General features: G+C 69.0%; 14 protein-coding genes. 7 read left to right on the forward strand and 7 right to left on the reverse strand.

Going from position 1 to position 17,719, the window contains the following annotated elements; all coding sequences use genetic code 11:
- Positions 1 to 186 precede the first annotated feature (186 nt).
- Together ABZ855_RS16045 and ABZ855_RS16050 are read right to left on the reverse strand one after the other, a co-directional pair.
- Positions 187 to 1,287 carry an NAD(P)-dependent alcohol dehydrogenase gene (locus tag ABZ855_RS16045; protein WP_360807088.1) on the reverse strand — a complete coding sequence of 367 codons (1,101 nt, stop codon included), beginning with the start codon at positions 1,285 to 1,287 and terminating at the stop codon, positions 187 to 189.
- Positions 1,284 to 2,471, reverse strand: a complete 1,188-nt coding sequence (locus tag ABZ855_RS16050; protein ID WP_360807090.1) for an FAD-dependent monooxygenase — start codon at positions 2,469 to 2,471, stop codon at positions 1,284 to 1,286. The genes ABZ855_RS16045 and ABZ855_RS16050 overlap by 4 nt, the downstream gene beginning before the upstream one ends.
- Before the next feature lie 148 nt (positions 2,472 to 2,619).
- On the opposite strand from ABZ855_RS16050, the gene ABZ855_RS16055 reads away from it, so the two are divergent.
- Positions 2,620 to 3,399 (forward strand): IclR family transcriptional regulator, encoded by a 780-nt coding sequence (locus ABZ855_RS16055; RefSeq protein WP_360807092.1) that lies wholly within the window; start codon positions 2,620 to 2,622, stop codon positions 3,397 to 3,399.
- A 31-nt stretch (positions 3,400 to 3,430) separates the two neighbouring features.
- Here the strand turns inward: ABZ855_RS16055 and ABZ855_RS16060 are convergent, their stop codons facing one another.
- The 3 genes from ABZ855_RS16060 to ABZ855_RS16070 form a co-directional block, all read right to left on the reverse strand.
- Positions 3,431 to 3,847, reverse strand: coding sequence for a nuclear transport factor 2 family protein (locus ABZ855_RS16060; protein ID WP_360807094.1), 417 nt, complete (start codon positions 3,845 to 3,847; stop codon positions 3,431 to 3,433).
- Between the two features lie 156 nt (positions 3,848 to 4,003).
- The gene (locus tag ABZ855_RS16065) at positions 4,004 to 5,713 is read right to left on the reverse strand and encodes an MFS transporter (RefSeq protein WP_360807096.1); all 1,710 of its coding nucleotides are present in this window, start codon (positions 5,711 to 5,713) and stop codon (positions 4,004 to 4,006) included.
- A gap of 869 nt (positions 5,714 to 6,582) precedes the next feature.
- Positions 6,583 to 6,927, reverse strand: coding sequence for a helix-turn-helix domain-containing protein (locus ABZ855_RS16070; protein ID WP_010356437.1), 345 nt, complete (start codon positions 6,925 to 6,927; stop codon positions 6,583 to 6,585).
- Between the two features lie 131 nt (positions 6,928 to 7,058).
- On the opposite strand from ABZ855_RS16070, the gene ABZ855_RS16075 reads away from it, so the two are divergent.
- The 3 genes from ABZ855_RS16075 (at position 7,059) to ABZ855_RS16085 (ending at position 9,378) form a co-directional block, all read left to right on the forward strand.
- Positions 7,059 to 7,961: an NmrA family NAD(P)-binding protein gene (locus tag ABZ855_RS16075; protein WP_360807098.1), complete on the forward strand. Its 903-nt coding sequence runs from the start codon at positions 7,059 to 7,061 to the stop codon at positions 7,959 to 7,961.
- Positions 7,962 to 8,039: 78 nt separating this feature from the next.
- Positions 8,040 to 8,864, forward strand: a complete 825-nt coding sequence (locus tag ABZ855_RS16080) for an SDR family NAD(P)-dependent oxidoreductase (RefSeq protein WP_360807100.1) — start codon at positions 8,040 to 8,042, stop codon at positions 8,862 to 8,864.
- A 265-nt stretch (positions 8,865 to 9,129) separates the two neighbouring features.
- Positions 9,130 to 9,378 (forward strand): hypothetical protein, encoded by a 249-nt coding sequence (locus tag ABZ855_RS16085; RefSeq protein ID WP_360807102.1) that lies wholly within the window; start codon positions 9,130 to 9,132, stop codon positions 9,376 to 9,378.
- A gap of 115 nt (positions 9,379 to 9,493) precedes the next feature.
- Here the strand turns inward: ABZ855_RS16085 and ABZ855_RS16090 are convergent, their stop codons facing one another.
- Together ABZ855_RS16090 and ABZ855_RS16095 are read right to left on the reverse strand one after the other, a co-directional pair.
- Positions 9,494 to 9,925 (reverse strand): cupin domain-containing protein, encoded by a 432-nt coding sequence (locus tag ABZ855_RS16090; RefSeq protein WP_360807104.1) that lies wholly within the window; start codon positions 9,923 to 9,925, stop codon positions 9,494 to 9,496.
- A complete protein-coding gene (locus tag ABZ855_RS16095) occupies positions 9,895 to 11,181 on the reverse strand; it encodes an amidohydrolase family protein (RefSeq protein ID WP_360807106.1) in 1,287 nt (428 codons plus the stop codon). The genes ABZ855_RS16090 and ABZ855_RS16095 overlap by 31 nt, the downstream gene beginning before the upstream one ends.
- A 695-nt stretch (positions 11,182 to 11,876) precedes the next feature.
- Here ABZ855_RS16095 and ABZ855_RS16100 point away from each other — a divergent pair.
- From ABZ855_RS16100 to ABZ855_RS16110, 3 genes are all read left to right on the forward strand, one after another.
- On the forward strand, positions 11,877 to 14,174 hold the full coding sequence (locus ABZ855_RS16100) for a LuxR C-terminal-related transcriptional regulator (protein ID WP_360807108.1): 2,298 nt from the start codon (positions 11,877 to 11,879) through the stop codon (positions 14,172 to 14,174).
- 365 nt (positions 14,175 to 14,539) lie between these two features.
- Complete coding sequence (locus tag ABZ855_RS16105) at positions 14,540 to 16,366, forward strand: LamG domain-containing protein (protein WP_360807110.1); 1,827 nt, start codon at positions 14,540 to 14,542, stop codon at positions 16,364 to 16,366.
- Positions 16,367 to 16,406: 40 nt separating this feature from the next.
- Positions 16,407 to 17,699 carry an RICIN domain-containing protein gene (locus ABZ855_RS16110; RefSeq protein WP_360807112.1) on the forward strand — a complete coding sequence of 431 codons (1,293 nt, stop codon included), beginning with the start codon at positions 16,407 to 16,409 and terminating at the stop codon, positions 17,697 to 17,699.
- Positions 17,700 to 17,719 lie beyond the last annotated feature (20 nt).

Here is a 17,719-nt window from a genome sequence, read left to right on the forward strand (position 1 = left end):
CCTCTCTGGACGTACTAGGGGTTTCGACAAGGGGGCGTTGAGGCCGGGCCGCATCTCGGGCCGCCCGTGCCGCAGTCTGGGTGGGGTCGTGGGGTACGACAATGGCTGTGTTCGTTGGACGGCCAATGTCTTGATCGTCATCGCCCGGGCGTGACCCCGTCGACCAGGCTGTTGGCCGAAGTGATCTCAGATTTCGGACATCCTGAGCACGGCCTTGATCACCCGTCCGGACCCGGTCTCCGTCCACGCGCGGGCGAAATCGCTGAACGGGAACTCCTCGATCATCCGGTCGAAGGGGAACCGGCCCGCCCGCCAGTACTCGACGAGTTGGGGGATCAGCACGTGGGGGTTGGCCGAGCCTCCGATGATCCCTTGGAGCCTGCGGCCCCCGGCGAGGAGAAAGCCGGTGTCCGGAATCCATTCGCCTGCGGGTGCCGCCACGTAGCCGAGGGTGCCTTCGACAGCGAGGCACGTCGTCGCGGTCCTGTAGACGGACGGTGCGTCCGCGGTGACGTACGCGAAGTCGAAGCCGTCCGGGTCGATGTCCCGCAGTGCCTGTACGGCACCTGCGCCGCCCAGCACGGTGTCCGTCGCTCCCAGCTCGCGGGCGAGGTCGAGCCGGGGCCGGTTGATGTCGACGGCGACGATGTGCCGGGCGCCCGCGAGACGGGCCGCCATGATGGCGGCGAGCCCCACGCCTCCGGTGCCGAACACCGCGATCGACTGTCCGGGGCGGAGCCGGAAGGACTCCAGGACCGAACCCGCCCCCGTGATGACACCGCAGCCGAGCGGTCCCATCAGGTGCAGCGGGACGTCCTTCGGCAGGAGGACCGCGCTCCGTGCGGGTGCCAGCGCGTACGTCGCGAAGGAGGACTGGCCGAAGAACATCGCCGCGATCCGGTCACCATCCTGGGTGATCGGTGAGCTGCCGTCGAGTCGCGCGCCGCCGAAGGCGACCCGCATCGCCTCCCGGCAGTAGGTGGGCCGCGCGTCGAGACAGCGGGGACACGCACCGCAGGAGTTGCCGGAGAGCACCACGTGGTCACCAGGGACGAGGCGCGTCACGCCGGCCCCGACCGCCGCCACGACCCCCGCACCCTCGTGTCCGAGCACGATCGGGCGTGGAACGGGAACCCCACGGCCGTTGTGCGCATTGATGTCGGTGTGGCAGATGCCGGTCGCCACGACGCGCACCAGAACCTCGTCCGGCCTCGGTTCACCGAGTTCGACCTGCTCCAGTTCGGGGACGGTCCGGCTCTCTCGCGAAACCGCCGCAGTGATCTTCATGAGACGGCGACCTCCGGGTCGTACTCGTAGATCCAGCCGTTCTCCCTGAGCGGGTCGGCCTGCGAGTACCGAAGGTCGCGTGCCTGCTGCTCGGGGCCGTCCGGCAAGTGGTTGATGTGCGACCTTCCGTGCGAGACCTCCTGGACGAGGGCCGTGCGGCGCCGGCGCAGTTCCTCGTAGCGGGTCAGGGCCGCGATCGGGTTGTCCGGGTCCGCCGCGAGGCACAGGGCCAGAACGGCGCCGTCCTCGATCGCCTGGGCCGCGCCCTGGGCGAAGAACGGGAACATGGGGTGGGCCGCGTCGCCCAGCAGGGTGGCGTTGCCACGGTTCCAGCGGTCGAGGGGCTCACGGTCGAGCAACGCCCAGCGCCCGGGCGTCTCGGCCGACTTGATCAGCTCCACCAGCCGGGGGTCCCAGCCGGCGAACTCGTCGAGCAGCTCCTGGACCGTCGCAGTGGCCGTCCAGGACTCCACGCTGTCGGCGCCGGCCGGCGCGAAGGCGACGAGGTTGACGTAGTCCTCGCCGGAGACCGGGTAGTGCACGAGGTGATGGTCGGGGCCGATCCAGAGGGTCTGGGCCCGCCGCTTCGCGAAGTCGGGTGCCTTGTGCGCCGGTACGAGGGCCCGGAAGGCGCAGATGCCCGACTCCCGCGCCTGAGTCGGGCCGACGATGGCACCGCGCACGCGGGAGTGGACCCCGTCGGCGCCGACGAGGACGTCCGGACGAACCGTCTCGCCGTCCTCGAACCGCAGAACAGCCTGGTCGCCCTCGAACTCGACCGACACACAGCGTCTGCCGAGGTGGATGGAGCGCTCGGGGACGGCCGACCTCAGCGCCTCCAGCAGGTCGGCGCGGTGGGCGGCGTAGGTGTGCTCGCCGTACAGGCGTATGCACCCCTCCTCCAGGTTCTCCGCGGAGAGAACGGTGCCGTTCTGCCAGCGCCGGAACTCCCAGCCGATCTCCATCCGGACCGCGCGCTCGATGAACCGGTCCAGGACGCCGAGACGTCGCAGCAGACGGGCGGCGTTGGGCGCGATCACCAGACCGGCGCCGACCTCGGTCAGGGCTGACGCCTGCTCGTAGACATCACTGTCGAAGCCCTGGTCCCGCAGGAACGCCGCGGCGGCGAGGCCTCCGATGCCACCACCGAGGATCGCGATCTTGGGGCCGTTGTCAGTACTCATGGTCTTTCACTCCCGTGGACCTCGAAGCGAGGTGGTGACTGGCTATGGGCAAGAGTCCGGCAGAATGCGCGTTGATAGAACTCCTATATCCATCCAACGAACATGAAAGGTAGACTGGCCGGACTCAGGAACGATGAAGGAGAGGCCCATGCCTCGCGCGAACGAGCCCGGCCGGACCGTCAGCTCCCGGTTGTGGGACCTGCTGTTCGCCTTCGACCCCGACCACACCGAGCTGACCCTCGCCGACCTGGTCAGGCGCACCGGCATTCCGCACGCCACCGCGCGGCGCCTCACCCTCGAACTCGTGGAGGCCGGCGCGCTGGAGCGCACCAGCGACAACCGGTTCGCGATCGGCCTGCGGCTGTGGCGTCTCGGCACGCTCGCGCCCCGCGCCGAGACGCTCCGCAGCGCCGCCCAGCCGTTCGTCGAGGACCTGTACACGGCTCTTCGCCAGCATGTGCAGCTGGCCGTCCTACAGGGCGACCAGGCCGTGGTCATCGAGCGTCTGTCGGCGGTCAACGCCGTCGGGCTCACCTCGCAGGTCGGCGGGTATCTGCCGCTGCACTGTTCGGGTGTCGGCAAGGTGCTGCTGAGCCACAGCGGTCCGGAGTTCATCGAGGAGGTGCTGGCGGGCAGGCTGCGGCGCTTCACTCCCCGGACGATCGTCGACCCGGCCGAACTCCGTCGCGAACTGGCGTCCTGTCGCTCGACCGGAACGGTTGTCGTCAAGGAGGAGCTCAGCGAAGGGGCCGAGTCGGTCGCGACACGCATCGTCGACGGCCGCGGCCAGGTCGTCGCCGCACTGTCCGTCGTGGTGGCCGCCGGCTCGATCAAACTGCAGGCGGCCGTTCCCTCGCTGGTCGCGAGCGGACTGGGGCTGTCCCGGAGCCTCGGCTGGCGGCCGGGCATCCCCATTCGTACGTCGTGACCTCGCACGCGGCGGGGAAACCGGGGTGTCATTACGCGGGTTGCCGCCGGGAGAGCTGCATGTGGCCGAGTCGCCATCCCTCGGCGGTGGCGAACCACACCCGGGTGGCCACCGCCTGCACCAGGAACGGCGGCAGGTCGGGCACGCGCCGGATGCTCATCTTCTGAAAGCACGTCACGATGGCCCGCCCCTCTCGCTCCCGGCACGTCACCTCGCTGGTCTCGGCTTCGAGGGTGGTTCCCATCGACGCGTTGTAGGTGAGGAAACGCTCGCGGTCGTGGACGTTGCCGACCGGCCCGTGCACGATCACGCAGTCGGGGAGCATGAGCGCGCGCTGCTCCTCGTCCCCTTTCGTGATCGCGACGAGCCATGCCGCCTCAGCCTCCGCGACCGTGTCCGACATGTGGAGGTCGCCCGTACTGCTCGGCGCTGACTGTGTGGGGGTCATGGTCCGACTCCTGTCCGAGTGGGTCGTGTGATCGTTGTGCGGGGTACGGCGTCGCCCGCCGCGGTGGCTCCTCCCGGGGAGGAGAGTCGCGGCGGGCGCCCTGGCGTTACTGGCCGACCTGCTGCCTGGTCGAGCACCGGCCGGTTCGTCGAGCGGTCAGTCGTCGAGGGTGTGCGGGTCGTCGTCGAGATGCGTCTCTCCCGGACCGCCGCGCCCGCTCGCGAGGGTGAGTGCCGCGGCCACGAGAGCGGCCACGCCGCCCAGCACGTACGCGTGGGAGTAACTGTTGCTGAGGGCATCGAACGCGACGTCCTTGAGCGGGTTGAAGGGGATGACCTGACCGTCCGGCGAAGTGACGGTCGCCGGAACCGAGTTGGCGCCGAGGGGTCCCGAGGCGACGGCGTGCACGGCGGCCTCCAGCTGCGGTCTCTGCTCCGCGGGGGCGTGGGCCGGAGCGGCCTGGAAAGCCTCGTACGCCTTGCTCAGGGCGGGATTTCCGGCCACCTCGCGGGCCATCTCCTTAGCCGCCTGGCCCAGCGCGACAGCGCCCGCGATCGCGGGGCCGAAGGCGAACCCGAGGTCCCGGAAGGTGCTCGTGGCGCCGCTCGCCATCCCGGCGAGGTGGTTGGGCAGCGCGTTGACCGCGACCGCGCTCATGGCGGCGAAGGCGAGTCCCGAGCCGGTGCCCGCGAGGATCAGCGGCCCGACGATGGAACCCAGCGCTCGGTCACTCGCCGGAACTCCGGCGAACCACAGCCCGCCGACACCTATGAGGACCAGGCCCGCGAAGAGAACCCACCGGGGGTTGTAGCGCTCCAGCAGCTTCGACGTGAGGGGCAGCAGCACAAGGCCGATGCCTCCGAAGAAGAGGTAGGCGATGGAGCTCTTCAGCGGGCTGAATCCCTGGACGGTGGTGAGGCGGATGCTGGTGGAGTACATGATCGCGAGGAAGCCGAACATGCCGACCAGGGTGACCACCGAGTTGACGGCGAACGCCCGGTTCTTGAAGGCGCTCAGGAGGAGGAGCGGCTGGGCGACCCGGCCCTCCACGAAGACGAACAGCACGAGGAAGACGCCCGCGGCGATGAACGCGATGACGATCTGCGGGCTCCCCCAGCCGCTCTCGGGGCCCTGGATCACCGCGTACAGCAGGGCGAACAGACCGAGCGCGGCGGTGATCTGCCCGGGCCAGTCCAGGGAGCGGCCCTGGGGCGCGGCGGAGTTCTGGGCGAGGGTCAGCGACAGCAGCGCGCTGACCGCGGCGATGACCAGGACGCCCACGTAGGCCCAGCGCCAGTTCCCGGTTCCGTCCCAGCCGGTGTGGATCTTTGCGGCGACGCCTGCCAGCAGGGGTCCGAGGAAGCCGCCGATGGAGAGCGCGGCGGCCCAGACCGCCACGCCACGCGCGCGGGTGGCGGTGGTGTGCGTGCCAGCCGCCACCATGGCGAGGCTCGTCGGGAAGATGGCCGCGGCCCCGATGCCGCTGAGGAGTTGGCCGATGATCAGCATCGTCACCCGGGTGTCCGTCGAGGACCCCTCACCCGGCACCAGGACAGCGACAGCCGAGCCCACGACGATGAGCGCGGCTCCCCAGACGAGCAGACGCCTGCGGCCGAACAGGTCACCGAACACGCCAAAGCCCAGTTCCAGCGCGGCGACGGGAATGAAGAAGGCGTCGACGATCCACGTCAGCTGCGCCGAGGACGGCGCGAGATCCTGCTGGATCAGCCCGGTGATGAGCGAGGGGACGGAAAGGGCCATCTGCGAGAGGCACACGGCGAGCACCACCGCGGCCAGGGTGCCCGGCCTGAGGGTGTATCTGCCACTCTCCCCGCTCGCCTCGGCGGGTGAATCGATCTGGACCATGGACGACTCCTTGCGCGCGACGTCGCGCGCTGCTGTCGGAACCGGCGTTCACCGCCGGACCTTGCTGGGGGTGCTTCTGTACGGCCGTGCGGCGACACCGCTGCCGAACCGCCCCGGGGCCTGCGCGGACCGCCTCCGCGTGGCTCTGCGACCAACCTGATTCAGGTCGCTCGGCGTGGTGACCGACCCGTGCCGAGCAGCGACAAGGTAGGAAGCGACCCCGTCACGCTCAATGGACATGTTCATCAGACGAACAGAACATCCCTGGCGGCGATCTCTGCATGCACCATTCATGAGTGATCGCCTAACCGAGGCTGTCCGCCGCTTTGAGGCCGCGCGCCGCCCCGGTTCAGTTCGAGCGCCGGCAGGAAAGACAAGCCATGGCTGGACCTGACGAGCAAGAAAGCCGTCGTGACGGGGGGCAGCAACAAGGTCGACATCTCGGACCATGGCGCGTCCACGTATTCGCAGCACGTGTCCGCTGCGAACTCGGCGCGACCGACAACTTGGTGAACAACGCCGACATCGAGCACGTGGCCTTCGAATGGCGTCGCAGGTTCGCCGCCGACGCTGACGGCGCTTTCCTGGCCTCCATGGCGTTCCTGCCGGACCTGGAAGCCTCCGGAGCTGATCGTCAGACATCACATCATCGGACTACTGGACCGCGACAACCGTTGCCGGCCGATGCCTCGGGCGTCGTGGCGTCCCTCTTTTCCGACGACGCCGCGTTCATCACAGGGCAGCTCATCCTCGCGGACGGCGGCAGCACCCGCCGCTATGACCGGCAGTCACCGACGCTTCGTCACAGCAGACGGAGGGGGGCGAGGTGCGGTGGTGTTGCGAGTCGCCGGTCACCTCGACCGTACCCGTCAGTCAAGGTGATCGCCCGCCCACACGGCGATCTGTTCGAGGATCGGAAGCAGCGCCTCCCCAGCGGGCGTGAGGCCGTACTGGACGCCGGGCGGCCGCGTATCGGTGACGCGCCGTTCGACCAACCCGGCCTCTGCCAGTTCGGCGAGCCGGTCCGACAGCACCGAATCGCTGATCGCACCGATCCTCCGGCGAAGTTCGGCAAAGCCGATCGGTCCCCTGCCCACCATCGCGATGACCAGACCGTTCCACCGCTTGCCGAGCAGGCCGAACGCCCGGCCCAGCGCAGCCTCGCATCTGGATGCGTCGTGTCCGAGGTGTCCGAGGTGTTCCGCCTTCGCCATGGGGCGGAGTTTACCTACCGCACCCACCGCACAAGCTGCTAGGTTTTTACTAGCACCTAGCATTTTAAAAGTTTCTGCCAGGTGTTGCGTGCCTTTGACGAACATCGCCATCCCGAACATGGAGAGACACCATGAGCACCAAAGTCATCGCAGTTGTGGGCGCCAGCGGACACCTGGGCGGTCTCATCGCCGACGAAGTCCTCGCACAGTCGGACGCGCAACTGCGGCTGCTCGTGCGGCCTGAGAGCCGGGCCAAGGTCGCCGACCTGGAGAGCCGCGGCGCTCAGATCGTGGAAGGAGTATTCGGAGCGGTCAGCGACGACACGCTGGCCGCGTTCACCGCCGGCGCGACCACCGTGGTCTCGGCAGTACAGGGCGGCCCCGACGTCATCGTCGACGGGCAGGCGGCGCTGCTGCGGGCGGCCCGTTCCGTAGGCGTGCGACGTCTCATTCCCTCGACCTTCACTCTGGACCTGTTCAAGCTGCGGCCCGGGCGGATCGTGGCAGCCGACTGGCGCCGCCAGTTCGCGGAGTTGGCCGACGCCGAGTGCGGCGAGGTGGAAGTGGTTCACGTACTCTGCGGTAGCTTCCTCGCCCGCGACGTGCTGTTCGACTTCCACCGCATCATCGACCCGGTGGAGCGGACCGCGTACGTCTGGGGCGACGGCGAACAGCCGGTCGACTACACCACCTGGGACGACACCGCCCGCTACACAGCTGCGGCGGCCCTCGACGACAACTCCATCGGCCGAGTCCTTCCTATAGCCGGCGACCGAGTCGACTTCCGTGGTCTGGTCGCGGCCTACGAGAAGGCCACCGGTACGGCGCTGCGCGTCGAGCGTCTCGGATCGCTGGCGGACCTCGACGACCGCATCACCGAACTTCAGGCCGGTGGCCCCGGCAACTTCCTGGAGTTCCTCAAGCTGATGTACCTCCGGGCGAACCTGGCGGGCGAAGGCAAGCTCGACGCACTGGCGAACGACCGCTACCCCTCGATCCGGCCGACCACCGTCGAGCAGTACCTCACTGTCTGAGACGTTCGACTGCCGCGGACCCGGCAACCGCAGCGAAGCCTGACTTCCTCCCCCCACCCCCCACGCAGAGGAAAGATCATGAACAAGGTCTGGTTCATCACGGGCACTTCGAAGGGATTCGGGCGCGAGTTCGCACGCGCCGCACTGGAACGCGGTGATCGGGTCGCGGCCACCGCTCGCGACACCGCCGCGGTGGGCGACCTCGCCGACCGGTTCGGCGACGCCCTGCTGCCCATACGCGTCGATGTCACCGACCGCACCCAGGTGTTCGAGGCGGTCGCCGCCACCAAGGAGCGGTTCGGCCGGATCGACGTGGTGGTCAACAACGCCGGATACGGCCTGTACGGCGCAGTGGAGGAGCTCAGCGTTCAGGAGTTGCGCGACCAACTGGAAACCAACCTGTTCGGCGTGCTCCATGTCACGCAGGCGGTCCTGCGGATCCTGCGCGAGCAGGGTAGCGGCCACATCTTCCAGATCTCGTCGGTCGGTGGGATCCTCGCCGCGGGCGGCATGGGCGCCTACAGCACATCCAAGTGGGCGTTGGAAGCCCTCAGCGAAGCACTCGCCGAGGAGGTAGCGCCGTTCGGTATCAAGGTCACCCTGATCGAGCCCGGCGCTTTTGCCACCAATATTCACCATGCGCCGGTCTCCGTAGCGCGTCCACTGGCCGCCTACGAACCCCTGCGTGCGTCGCTGGCCGACATGGTGGGCACGCTCGTCCAATCGGCCGCCCGACCCGAGGGTGCCGCTGCCACACTCCTCCTACTCTCCGATATGGAGCAGCCCCCGCTGCGCGTGCTCTTCGGCGAGGCACCCACCCGGCAGGTTCCCGCCGCATACCGGAGGCGTCTGGAGACTTGGGCCGAATGGGCGCACCTGTCCAAGGCCGCTGACGGAAACTAGGGTGCGTTCTACGTCGTGATCAATCCGCGAGGTCTGTCTGCGCGGGAGGGGCTGCGCCGGCAGACCTCTGCGGGTGACGCGAGTGCAACTGACGGATAGGGGTTGGGAGTTCATCGGGCCGCACCTGCCGATCGGCGAGTACTGCCCGTACCGCGGGCGAGCACTTCGAGGGCGTGACGCCTGAGCCTTCGAGGCCCTGCTGGAGGGCCTGATCGCGAAAGCGGCGGGAGGTGGGCATGCCCTGGTCGGGGCCGGATTCTCTGCCATGCGGCGAGAGGCGCTGGAGCGCTGCAAACACGGCCCGGAAGGCCTCATCATCGGCACGCCGCCACTGCCGGACCCGACCGCATTCACGGTGACCGGGCTGCTCCACGCGGCGGCGCGGCAGATCGTGCAGGTCGAGAACCGCCGGACCGCCAAGCGGGTCGCGGACTGCTTCATCGACCTGCTCATGTGCCTGTTCGACCCGGCCTCAGCTCTGGAGGAGCAACCCACGAAGCAGAGCTGGCACTGACACACAGGTCATCGGCCGACTCCACCGGCCGGGCCGGCAGGCGCAGTGCACCCAACTGACCTGCCATCAAGCGGAGTTCAGAGCCGCCCCCTTCGATTCCAAGCGGTACGTCCGGTCACTGGAAGTCGCACCCGGGGTTGGACGCGTCCACTGTGAGCGAGGTGCCGGCCGAGTCGACGTACAGCGCGTCGAGGACGACCGGGGTGCTGCCCAGGTTGCGGCCGATGTGGACGTGGTCCGGTCCGGCCGGTTCGGTGATGGTGTCACCCGAGGAGTACACGCCGTCGGTCGCGCAGTCCGCGTCCGAGTGGGTCAGCGTGCCCTCCAGCACGATCCCGTGCACCGTCCCGGGGTGGTAGTGCCATCCGGTCGTACCGCCGGGGCTGATCGTGATCCGCTTCAGTGTGTACGTCGTGCCGTCAACCGTCGCTTCATAGAGGGTGGTTGACGAGACTCCCGAACTCGGCGTGGCATGGGCCACCCCCGGTACCAGGACGAGGGGCAGGGCCGACATGCCTATGAGGGCTGCCCGGCGGGTCGTGCGCATGTGCTGCGGTCCTTTCGTAGCGTGCGGAGTTCGTAGCGTGCGGAGTCGGGTGCGAGTGCGGGTGTCAGCGGACCCGGTGGCCTGCTCGGTACACCGCGCGGACGTCGGTGACGGCGGCGATGTCGTCGAGGGGTGAGCTGCCGAGCACCAGGGAGGTCGGCATCGGCCCGGGGACGCAGCACTCCCTTGCTCCCCGCCCGGTCCACCGCCTCGGCCGCCTCGGACGTCGCGGCCCGCAGCACACCGCGGGCAGGCATTCCCAGTTCGGCGAGATGTGTCAGCGCGTGCGGGTAGATGCCGTGCGGTTTCCCGGGACCGACGCCGGCGTCTGTCCCGGGAACGACCCGGGCGCCCGAGGCAATGATCTTGCTCATGACCTCGATGATGGCGGCGAAGCGAGCGGCGATGGCCGGAACGGGCACCGGCATCCCGGGCAGCATCCCCACCGTCATGCTGACGAACGTCCCTCGTCGTACGACCTCGTCCAGCACCTCCTGGCGCAGTTCGACGCCTTCGGGAGTGAGGAACGAGAAGTGCTCGACGGTGTCGAAGCCCGCCTCGACCACGTCCGTGACCGCCTGGACGGCATGTGCGTGGGCGGCCGCGCGAAGCCCGTGCCGATGCGCCTCGTCGGCGATCAGCCGCAGGTCGGACCGGTCGTACTGCTGATGCAGCGAATGGGAACCTGGGGTCACGTTGCCGCCGCTGGCCATCACCTTCACCAACTCGCAGCCACGCTCGGCACGTTCTCGTACAGCCGCCCGGAGCGCATCGGAGCCCTCGGCCTCGCCGCCGAGAAAGTGGCAGTGACCGCCGCGGGTGGTGATCGGCGGCCCCGCGGCGACGATCTCGGGGCGTTCCGTGGGCGACATCTGCTCGCGCAGCGCGAGAGAGAGATAGTCACGGTCGCCGACGTCGCGGACGGTGGTGACGCCGTCCCGAAGTGTGGTCGCCGCCGCCGCACGCGCGGTCTTCAGTACGGTCTCGCGGTCGTCGGACGACACATGGGCCACGGCATCCTCGGTGCCGTCCCAGCACAGATGCACATGGGCGTCGATCAGTCCGGGAAGCAGCCAGCTGTCCGGCCCGAAGTCCGTCACCACAGCGTGCTCAGGCGGCGCCGCTCCCGTGAAGTCGACGTCACGGATCACACCGTCCTCGACGAGGACCATGCCCGGTCCCCTGACGTCGACGCCGTCGAAGACGTGTCCTGCACGTAGCGCCTGCAACTCGCTGCGCATCACTTGCATCTCCATGCGAAGGGAAAGTGGGGGGATGGCGGTCGACGCCCGCCGTACCGAAAGGAGGCCCATTGCACGCGCACGCCGTGGGGGCAAGTCCAACTGTCGCCGCTGAGTAGCGCCTTGGGGAACGAGAGATCATCTATGGCAGGTATAGACCGGACCGATACCGTACTGGCCGCTCGGGCCGTGCGCTCCCCGCCAAGTCGGCAGCGACGAGTCGGCCGGCCTCGGCCGCAGTCCGCCGGAACCAGATGTGCGCAGGGTCGTCCGGGCCGGATGCGCCACGGAGCGCGGCACCTTCCTGGGTGCGGCGCCGAGGTCCTGGGCCTCGTCGACGACGTGTGGCTGTGGCGGTGACGCAGGTCGCGCATCGCGGAGCTGTCGTCGTCGAGGTGGGCCAGGTCGCCGCCGCCGATGTCCGCCTTGTGCTCGGCCCGGATCTGGATCCTGCGGGCACGTCGCCGAGCGTTTGTGCCCTTCGCGCCGGCAGCGTGTCCCGCCCCGATTCGCACCGGGCGGGCGCCGCAGGGGGGAAGCCTGGCCTCGACGCTTGAGCGGCACCAGAGAGAGCACCGGCGCTTCTCACCGATCAGCACCCGACTCGCCGCACCACCCAACCTTCACGGCAGTCTGATTTATCATATTTAGGTCACGATAGAGAGCCGTCCGCTCGGTCCGCGCGGACGGCACTGGCGAGGACGGTGTCGGTGCCTGGCGTGATCTCGGAAGCGGGAAATCTACCCGCGGCCTTCACCACTTTCGTAGGCCGTCGGCGCGACATCGTCGAGATCCGCCGCCTCCTCGGCTCGGCACGACTGCTGACGCTCACCGGGGTGGGCGGGGTGGGCAAGACGCGGCTGGCGCTGGCAGTGGCCGCGATGTGCGGTAAGGCCTTCGCGGACGGGTGCTGGCTGGTGGATCTGGCGCCGGTGCGGGATCCGTCGGCGGTCGCGGGCGCGGCGGCGACCGCGCTGGGGGTGCCGGACCTGGGCGCCAGGCCTGTCCTGAACGACCTCGCGAGGCATCTGGCCGGGCGTCGGGTACTGATCGTGCTGGACAATTGCGAGTATCTGGTCGACGCCTGCGCCGAACTGGCCGACAGGCTGCTGTCGGCCTCCGCCGAACTACGGATCCTGGCGACGAGCCGCAAGACTCTGGGCATAGCGGGCGAGCACGTCGTCGCCGTACCGCCGCTGTCCGTGGCGGACGAGGCGGTCGAGCTGCTACGGGACCGGGCCACCGCCGTCCGGCCGGACTTCCGGATCACCGACGCCAACTGGGCCGGGATCCGCCGGCTCTGCGCCGACCTGGAGGGGTTGCCGCTGGCGATCGAGCTTGCCGCGTCCAGGTTGCGCACCCTCACCGTCGACCAGGCGGTGGACCGGCTGGAGGAGGACCGGTTCAAGCTGCTTACGGGCAGGAACCAGGCCGCCCATCCGCAGCAGCGCACCCTACGCGCGCTGATCGACTGGAGCTACGACCTGTGCTGTCCCTCCGAGCGGCTGCTGTGGAACCGGCTGTCGGTCTTCGCCTCCGGTTTCGGCCTGGACGCCGCCGAGGGCGTCTGCTCGGGAAAGGGCATCGCCCGGGACGAGGTGCTCGACCTGCTGGACCGGCTGGTCGCCCAGTCCGTCGTCCTGGCCACCGAGCACGAGGGCCTGCCGCGCTACCGGCTGCTGGAGACCATCCGCCAATACGGCAGACAACGGCTCGCCGCATCCGGCGAGGAGCAGCGACTGCTGCTGCGACACCGCGACTTCTTCCTTGCCCTGGCCGAACGGATCGCCGACGGCTGGTACGGCCCCGGCCAGGAGGCGGCCCTGGCCCGGCTCCGCGCCGAACACGGCAATATGCGGGCCGCGCTGGACTGCGGCGGTGACCCGCAGGCCACCCTCGCACTGGCCGCCGCGCTGCGCTTCCACTGGTGCGCCGACGCGCTCCTCGGCGAGGGGCGCCGACAGCTCGAACGGGCGCTCGCGGCCGCGCCCGAGCCCACCCCGGCCCGGGCCAGGGCACTGTGGGTCGCCGCCTGGGTAGCGCTGCTGCAGGGCGACCACCCGGCGGCCGAGCGGTGGCTGGACGAGGCGGAGGAGCTCGGCGAGCAGTCGAACGACTTGGTGGTGCGTGCGACCGTCCTGTCTTTCCGCGGCACGCTGGCCTTGAACAAGGGGCGACGGAAGGAGGCCGAGTCGCTGTTCGAGGACGCGCTCGCCACCCCGACGACGCTGGGCGAGGGGCCCGAGGCGGTTTTCCTGCTGTTCCAATTGGTCGCCGCCCAAACACATCCGAAGGACCAGCGCGCGGCAGAGACCGGCCGGCGCGCGATCGCGATCTCCCAGGCGCACGGTGAGCGGTGGGCCCGCGCGCACGCGCTGTGGGCACTGAGCCTGGACGCCTGGCTGCACGACGATCTGGAGGCGGCCATGGCCCTGGTCCGGGGCGCCCTGGAGATCGAGAGAGGCTTCGGCGACTACGTCGCGACGGCGCTGATGCTCGAACTGCTCGCCTGGATCACCGCCTCCCACGGCGACCACGAGCGGGCGGCACGGCTGCTGGGCGCGGTGCGCCCCCTGTGGCAGGACATCGGCACTACCATCCTGACCTTCGGCCCGCTCCTGGGTGTGCTGCACAGCCGCTGTGAGGAGGCGGTCGTACGGGCCCTGGGTCCGGAGGCATACGAGAAGGCGCTCACGGAGAGCGGTCGCCGCCACGACAGCCCTGCCCGGGTCATCGCCTATGCCCTGGGCGGCGACAACGGCGACACGGGCCAGAGCGGTGCCGAAACGGCCACCCCGGCCGACGCCATGACCCCGCTGACGCCCCGGGAGCGGGAAGTGGCCGCGCTGGTGGCTCAGGGCATGAACAACCGGGTGATCGCCGCGATGCTCGTGCTGTCGCCACGCACCGTCGAGGGACATGTCGAGAACATCCGGGCCAAGCTCGGCTTCGGCGGCCGTGCCCAGATCGCGGCCTGGTGGGCGGCGAACCAGGCGCGCACTCCATAGGGTGAACAGGGACAGATGATGATGAACGGGGCATTCATCCCGTAACCCGTTCGGCGACCGGCGGACCAGGCACACGGGAGCCGCCACAGCAATCGCATGGGAACCACATCAGAACCCCGTAGATATACGTATGGCCCGGGGCCGGACCCCGGGCCTTTCATGTGTCGAGACGCCATACCGAGGCGGACGACGCCGGTCGAGTGTCCTCCCTCTCGGTACGGCGCAATCCCTCACGGGCGGGCTGCGGCCCGGCTCCCGGACCCCGGCGACCGCACGCACGCCCGGTTCGCGCTCGGCAGCGGCCACGGCATCGGATGTCCTCATCCCGCTGCCGCATGCCGCCCACCGCTTTGAAAAGGATAACGATGCGAAGAACGAACGCGGCCGGGACAGCCCTCGCGTCCTCTCATGTCATGGCCTCGCTGAGCCGGCTCCCGGCTGCCGCTCGGGCCGCCTTCCGAAGGGCGAGCGGCCCGAGCGCCTCCGTGCGTCGACGGACGTCCGCCGCACTCCTGGCCGTTCTGTCCCTCGTGCTGGCCGCCGGGGGCACGCTGACGACCGCCGCCCCCGCGCAGGCCGAGATCACCGACGGGCTGCTCCTGCGGTACAAGCTGGACGAGACGTCCGGCACGGTCGCGCACGACGCCTCCGGCCACGGGAGCGACGGCACGGTCAACGGCACCGCCGACTGGGGCGACGCGGACGGCTTGGGCTTCAACGGCTCCAACACGTACATCAAGGTGCCCAACAACATCATGGCCGGGCTCGGTGCGATCACCATCTCGTTCGACGTGTGGATCGATCCCACCATGGGCAAGCCGTACTTCCTCTACGGATTCGGCAACACCAGCGGCGCCAGCGGCAACGGCTACCTGTTCGGCACCGGGAACCAGTTCCGGACCGGCATCACACTGACCGACTACCACGGCGAGCAGCAGACCCGGCCGTCGACTTCGTACGAGCTGTACCGCGGCATGTGGAAGCACGTGACGTACACGCAGACGGGGAACACCGGCGTCCTCTACGAGAACGGCGTGGAGAAGGCCCGCAACACGTCGGTGACGATCACCCCGGGCGCGATCGGCGGCGGGACGACCACCGCGGACTACATCGGACGGTCGCTGTATTCCTCCGACCTGTACTTCAAGGGCCGGATGCGCGACTTCCGCATGTACAACCGGGCCCTGTCCGCCTCCGAGGTACAGGCGGTGGCCACCGGCGCCGAAGGGCAGTGGGAGCAACTCCAGGCGCTCGCCTCCTACAACGGCGCGATCGCGGCGTTCGACGACCCCGACGTCGGACCGGTCGTCATCTTCCCGTCGGACTACACCGGCGACATCGACGACCTGCAGACACCGCCGGACTGGACCGATGAGTTCGGGCAGACCCCCAGCGACTGGCCCCACCCCACCCCCGGGCTCAGCCAGCAGTTCACGGTCGACCAGATCAACGCCCTCCAGGACGCGGTCACCGCGCAGATACAACCGGGCGGCGACACCACCTACCAGCTGAACGTCCACTACGACGGGATGCACGACTGGGTGGTGGCGGACACCGACGCCCCCGCGTCGGTGACCGATCCGCTGGCCGCCCAGTACGCGGGCAAACTCGAGATCAAGGCGTACACCCTCGACAATCCGCCGCCGGCCAAGTGCACCCCGGACCAGATCGCCGTAGGCGAGGTGGTGACCACCGCCGCAGCGCCCGCGTCCGGTTTCAGCGACGCCACGACGAAACTGCAGTGGCAGCAGATCCAGGCGCTCGCCGACTACAACTGCGCGCTCGCCGCATTCGACGACCCCGGTGTCGGACCGGTGATCATCTTCCCCTCCGACTACACCGGTGACATCGACGACCTGCGGAAGCCACCCGGCTGGACCTCCGAGTACGGAGAGATCCCGGCCGACTGGCCCGCCCCCACCACCGCGAAGAGCCCCCAGTTCACGCTCGCCCAGATCACCGACATCCAGAACGCCGTCGTCCGGCAGGTGTCGGCCGACGGCGACACCACCGCCTACAGCGTGGCCGTGCACTACGACGGTACGAGCGACCGGGTGGTGGTGGACACCGACGCCCCGGCATCGGTCACCGATCCATTGACGGCCGCCTACCCGGACAGGGTCGTGATCAACACCGTCACGGCACCCACTCCGGCCGCCACCACCGACAGCTCAGCCGTGATCGGTGGCTGACCCTCGTGCACGCGTCACGCACTCCTCGAAAGGACACAGCATGAGGATTCCCCTCCCCTGGGTATCCCGCGAAAGACCGCACCGGCGCCGTGGCGGCGGTCTCCCGCGGACCAAGTTCCTTGCGCCCCTGCTCGCCGTGGCCGTGCTGGCCGGCGTGCTCATCTCCCTCGGAACACCGCAACGCGCCGCCGCCGCGGTGGAGGACTACCGGCCCGCGACCTACAACATGCAGGGCGGCGGCGGCAAGTGGTCGACCGATATCCCCCAGCTGACCAGCGCCGGCTACAACGTGATCTCCTTGCAGGAGGCCGGCCCCAACCCACCCGGACAACTGATCTGGACATCCCGCTACCTGTCGGAAACCACGCATTGGAGTGGGTGGCGCGTACAGGAGTACCTGTGGCGGCCGCCCGGCCAGTCCCAGAACTGGCACATCTACTTCGTGCGCACCGACTTCGGCGCCAACAGGGTGAACCTCGCCATTCTGACCAGCTTCGACGCCCCTCAGGTACACGTCGCACGGCCCGCGTTCTACGGCAACAACGGCCTTCCGACATCCCGGCCGGCCCTCGGTATCACCCTGGGCAGCACGCTCTTCTTCTCCGTACACGCCCTGGCGAGCGGGGGCAACGACGGCGCACAGCTGCTGGCGAACATGAGCGCGGTAGCGGGAACCCGCATCTGGGCCGCCATGGGCGACTGGAACCGCGACCCGAGCAATCTCGCCATCAGACGAGGTTGGCACAGGTACACCGCCGGAACCTCCACCCAACAGAGCGGTGGGGAACTGGACTACATGGTGTCCAACGAGCGGATCGCTGGCTACGGCGGCGTCCTGCGCGGCATGACGTCCGACCACTACGCCGTCGGGTTCCGCCGCCTGGCCGCGAACGCGGGCGTCCACCTGCTCAACGCCCACGACAGCAACCGTGACCTGGGCGTCGATACGACCGCCAACGGTGCACACGTGAACGTATCAGGATACAGGGGCTACAGCACGGTGAACGGCAGCTGGAAGTTCGTGTCCGCCGGCAACGGTCTGTACAGCATCGTCAACCGAACCACCGGAAAGTGCTGGAGCGACAACTCCGGAAGGATCATCCAGTGGTCCTGTAACGGCGCCTCCGATCAGCTCTTCGACCTGAACTACTGGGACGACACCGGCCAACTCTCGATCAGGCCCAAGAACCGCACCACATGCGTCGGGGACGATTCCCAGTTCGGATATGGAACCGACATCCTCACCACCGATAGCTGTAGTGGAGGCGAGACCCGGATCAACTTCAGATTCGACTACGACCCCGGCCCGAACGCACCCCTCGTCGTGTTCTGACCGGTAGGGGATCCGCTTTC

It is taken from the genome of Streptomyces sp. NPDC047042, from assembly GCF_040644035.1.
Taxonomy (GTDB): domain Bacteria; phylum Actinomycetota; class Actinomycetes; order Streptomycetales; family Streptomycetaceae; genus Streptomyces.

What these genes read in the sequence shown, in the direction of transcription:
- ABZ855_RS16045 (WP_360807088.1), bottom strand. Translation starts at nt 1,287, where the DNA reads ATGAAGATCACTGCGGCGGTTTCGCGAGAGAGCCGGACCGTCCCCGAA.
- ABZ855_RS16050 (WP_360807090.1), bottom strand. Translation starts at nt 2,471, where the DNA reads ATGAGTACTGACAACGGCCCCAAGATCGCGATCCTCGGTGGTGGCATC.
- ABZ855_RS16055 (WP_360807092.1), top strand. Translation starts at nt 2,620, where the DNA reads ATGCCTCGCGCGAACGAGCCCGGCCGGACCGTCAGCTCCCGGTTGTGG.
- ABZ855_RS16060 (WP_360807094.1), bottom strand. Translation starts at nt 3,847, where the DNA reads ATGACCCCCACACAGTCAGCGCCGAGCAGTACGGGCGACCTCCACATG.
- ABZ855_RS16065 (WP_360807096.1), bottom strand. Translation starts at nt 5,713, where the DNA reads ATGGTCCAGATCGATTCACCCGCCGAGGCGAGCGGGGAGAGTGGCAGA.
- ABZ855_RS16070 (WP_010356437.1), bottom strand. Translation starts at nt 6,927, where the DNA reads ATGGCGAAGGCGGAACACCTCGGACACCTCGGACACGACGCATCCAGA.
- ABZ855_RS16075 (WP_360807098.1), top strand. Translation starts at nt 7,059, where the DNA reads ATGAGCACCAAAGTCATCGCAGTTGTGGGCGCCAGCGGACACCTGGGC.
- ABZ855_RS16080 (WP_360807100.1), top strand. Translation starts at nt 8,040, where the DNA reads ATGAACAAGGTCTGGTTCATCACGGGCACTTCGAAGGGATTCGGGCGC.
- ABZ855_RS16085 (WP_360807102.1), top strand. Translation starts at nt 9,130, where the DNA reads ATGCGGCGAGAGGCGCTGGAGCGCTGCAAACACGGCCCGGAAGGCCTC.
- ABZ855_RS16090 (WP_360807104.1), bottom strand. Translation starts at nt 9,925, where the DNA reads ATGCGCACGACCCGCCGGGCAGCCCTCATAGGCATGTCGGCCCTGCCC.
- ABZ855_RS16095 (WP_360807106.1), bottom strand. Translation starts at nt 11,181, where the DNA reads ATGGAGATGCAAGTGATGCGCAGCGAGTTGCAGGCGCTACGTGCAGGA.
- ABZ855_RS16105 (WP_360807110.1), top strand. Translation starts at nt 14,540, where the DNA reads ATGCGAAGAACGAACGCGGCCGGGACAGCCCTCGCGTCCTCTCATGTC.
- ABZ855_RS16110 (WP_360807112.1), top strand. Translation starts at nt 16,407, where the DNA reads ATGAGGATTCCCCTCCCCTGGGTATCCCGCGAAAGACCGCACCGGCGC.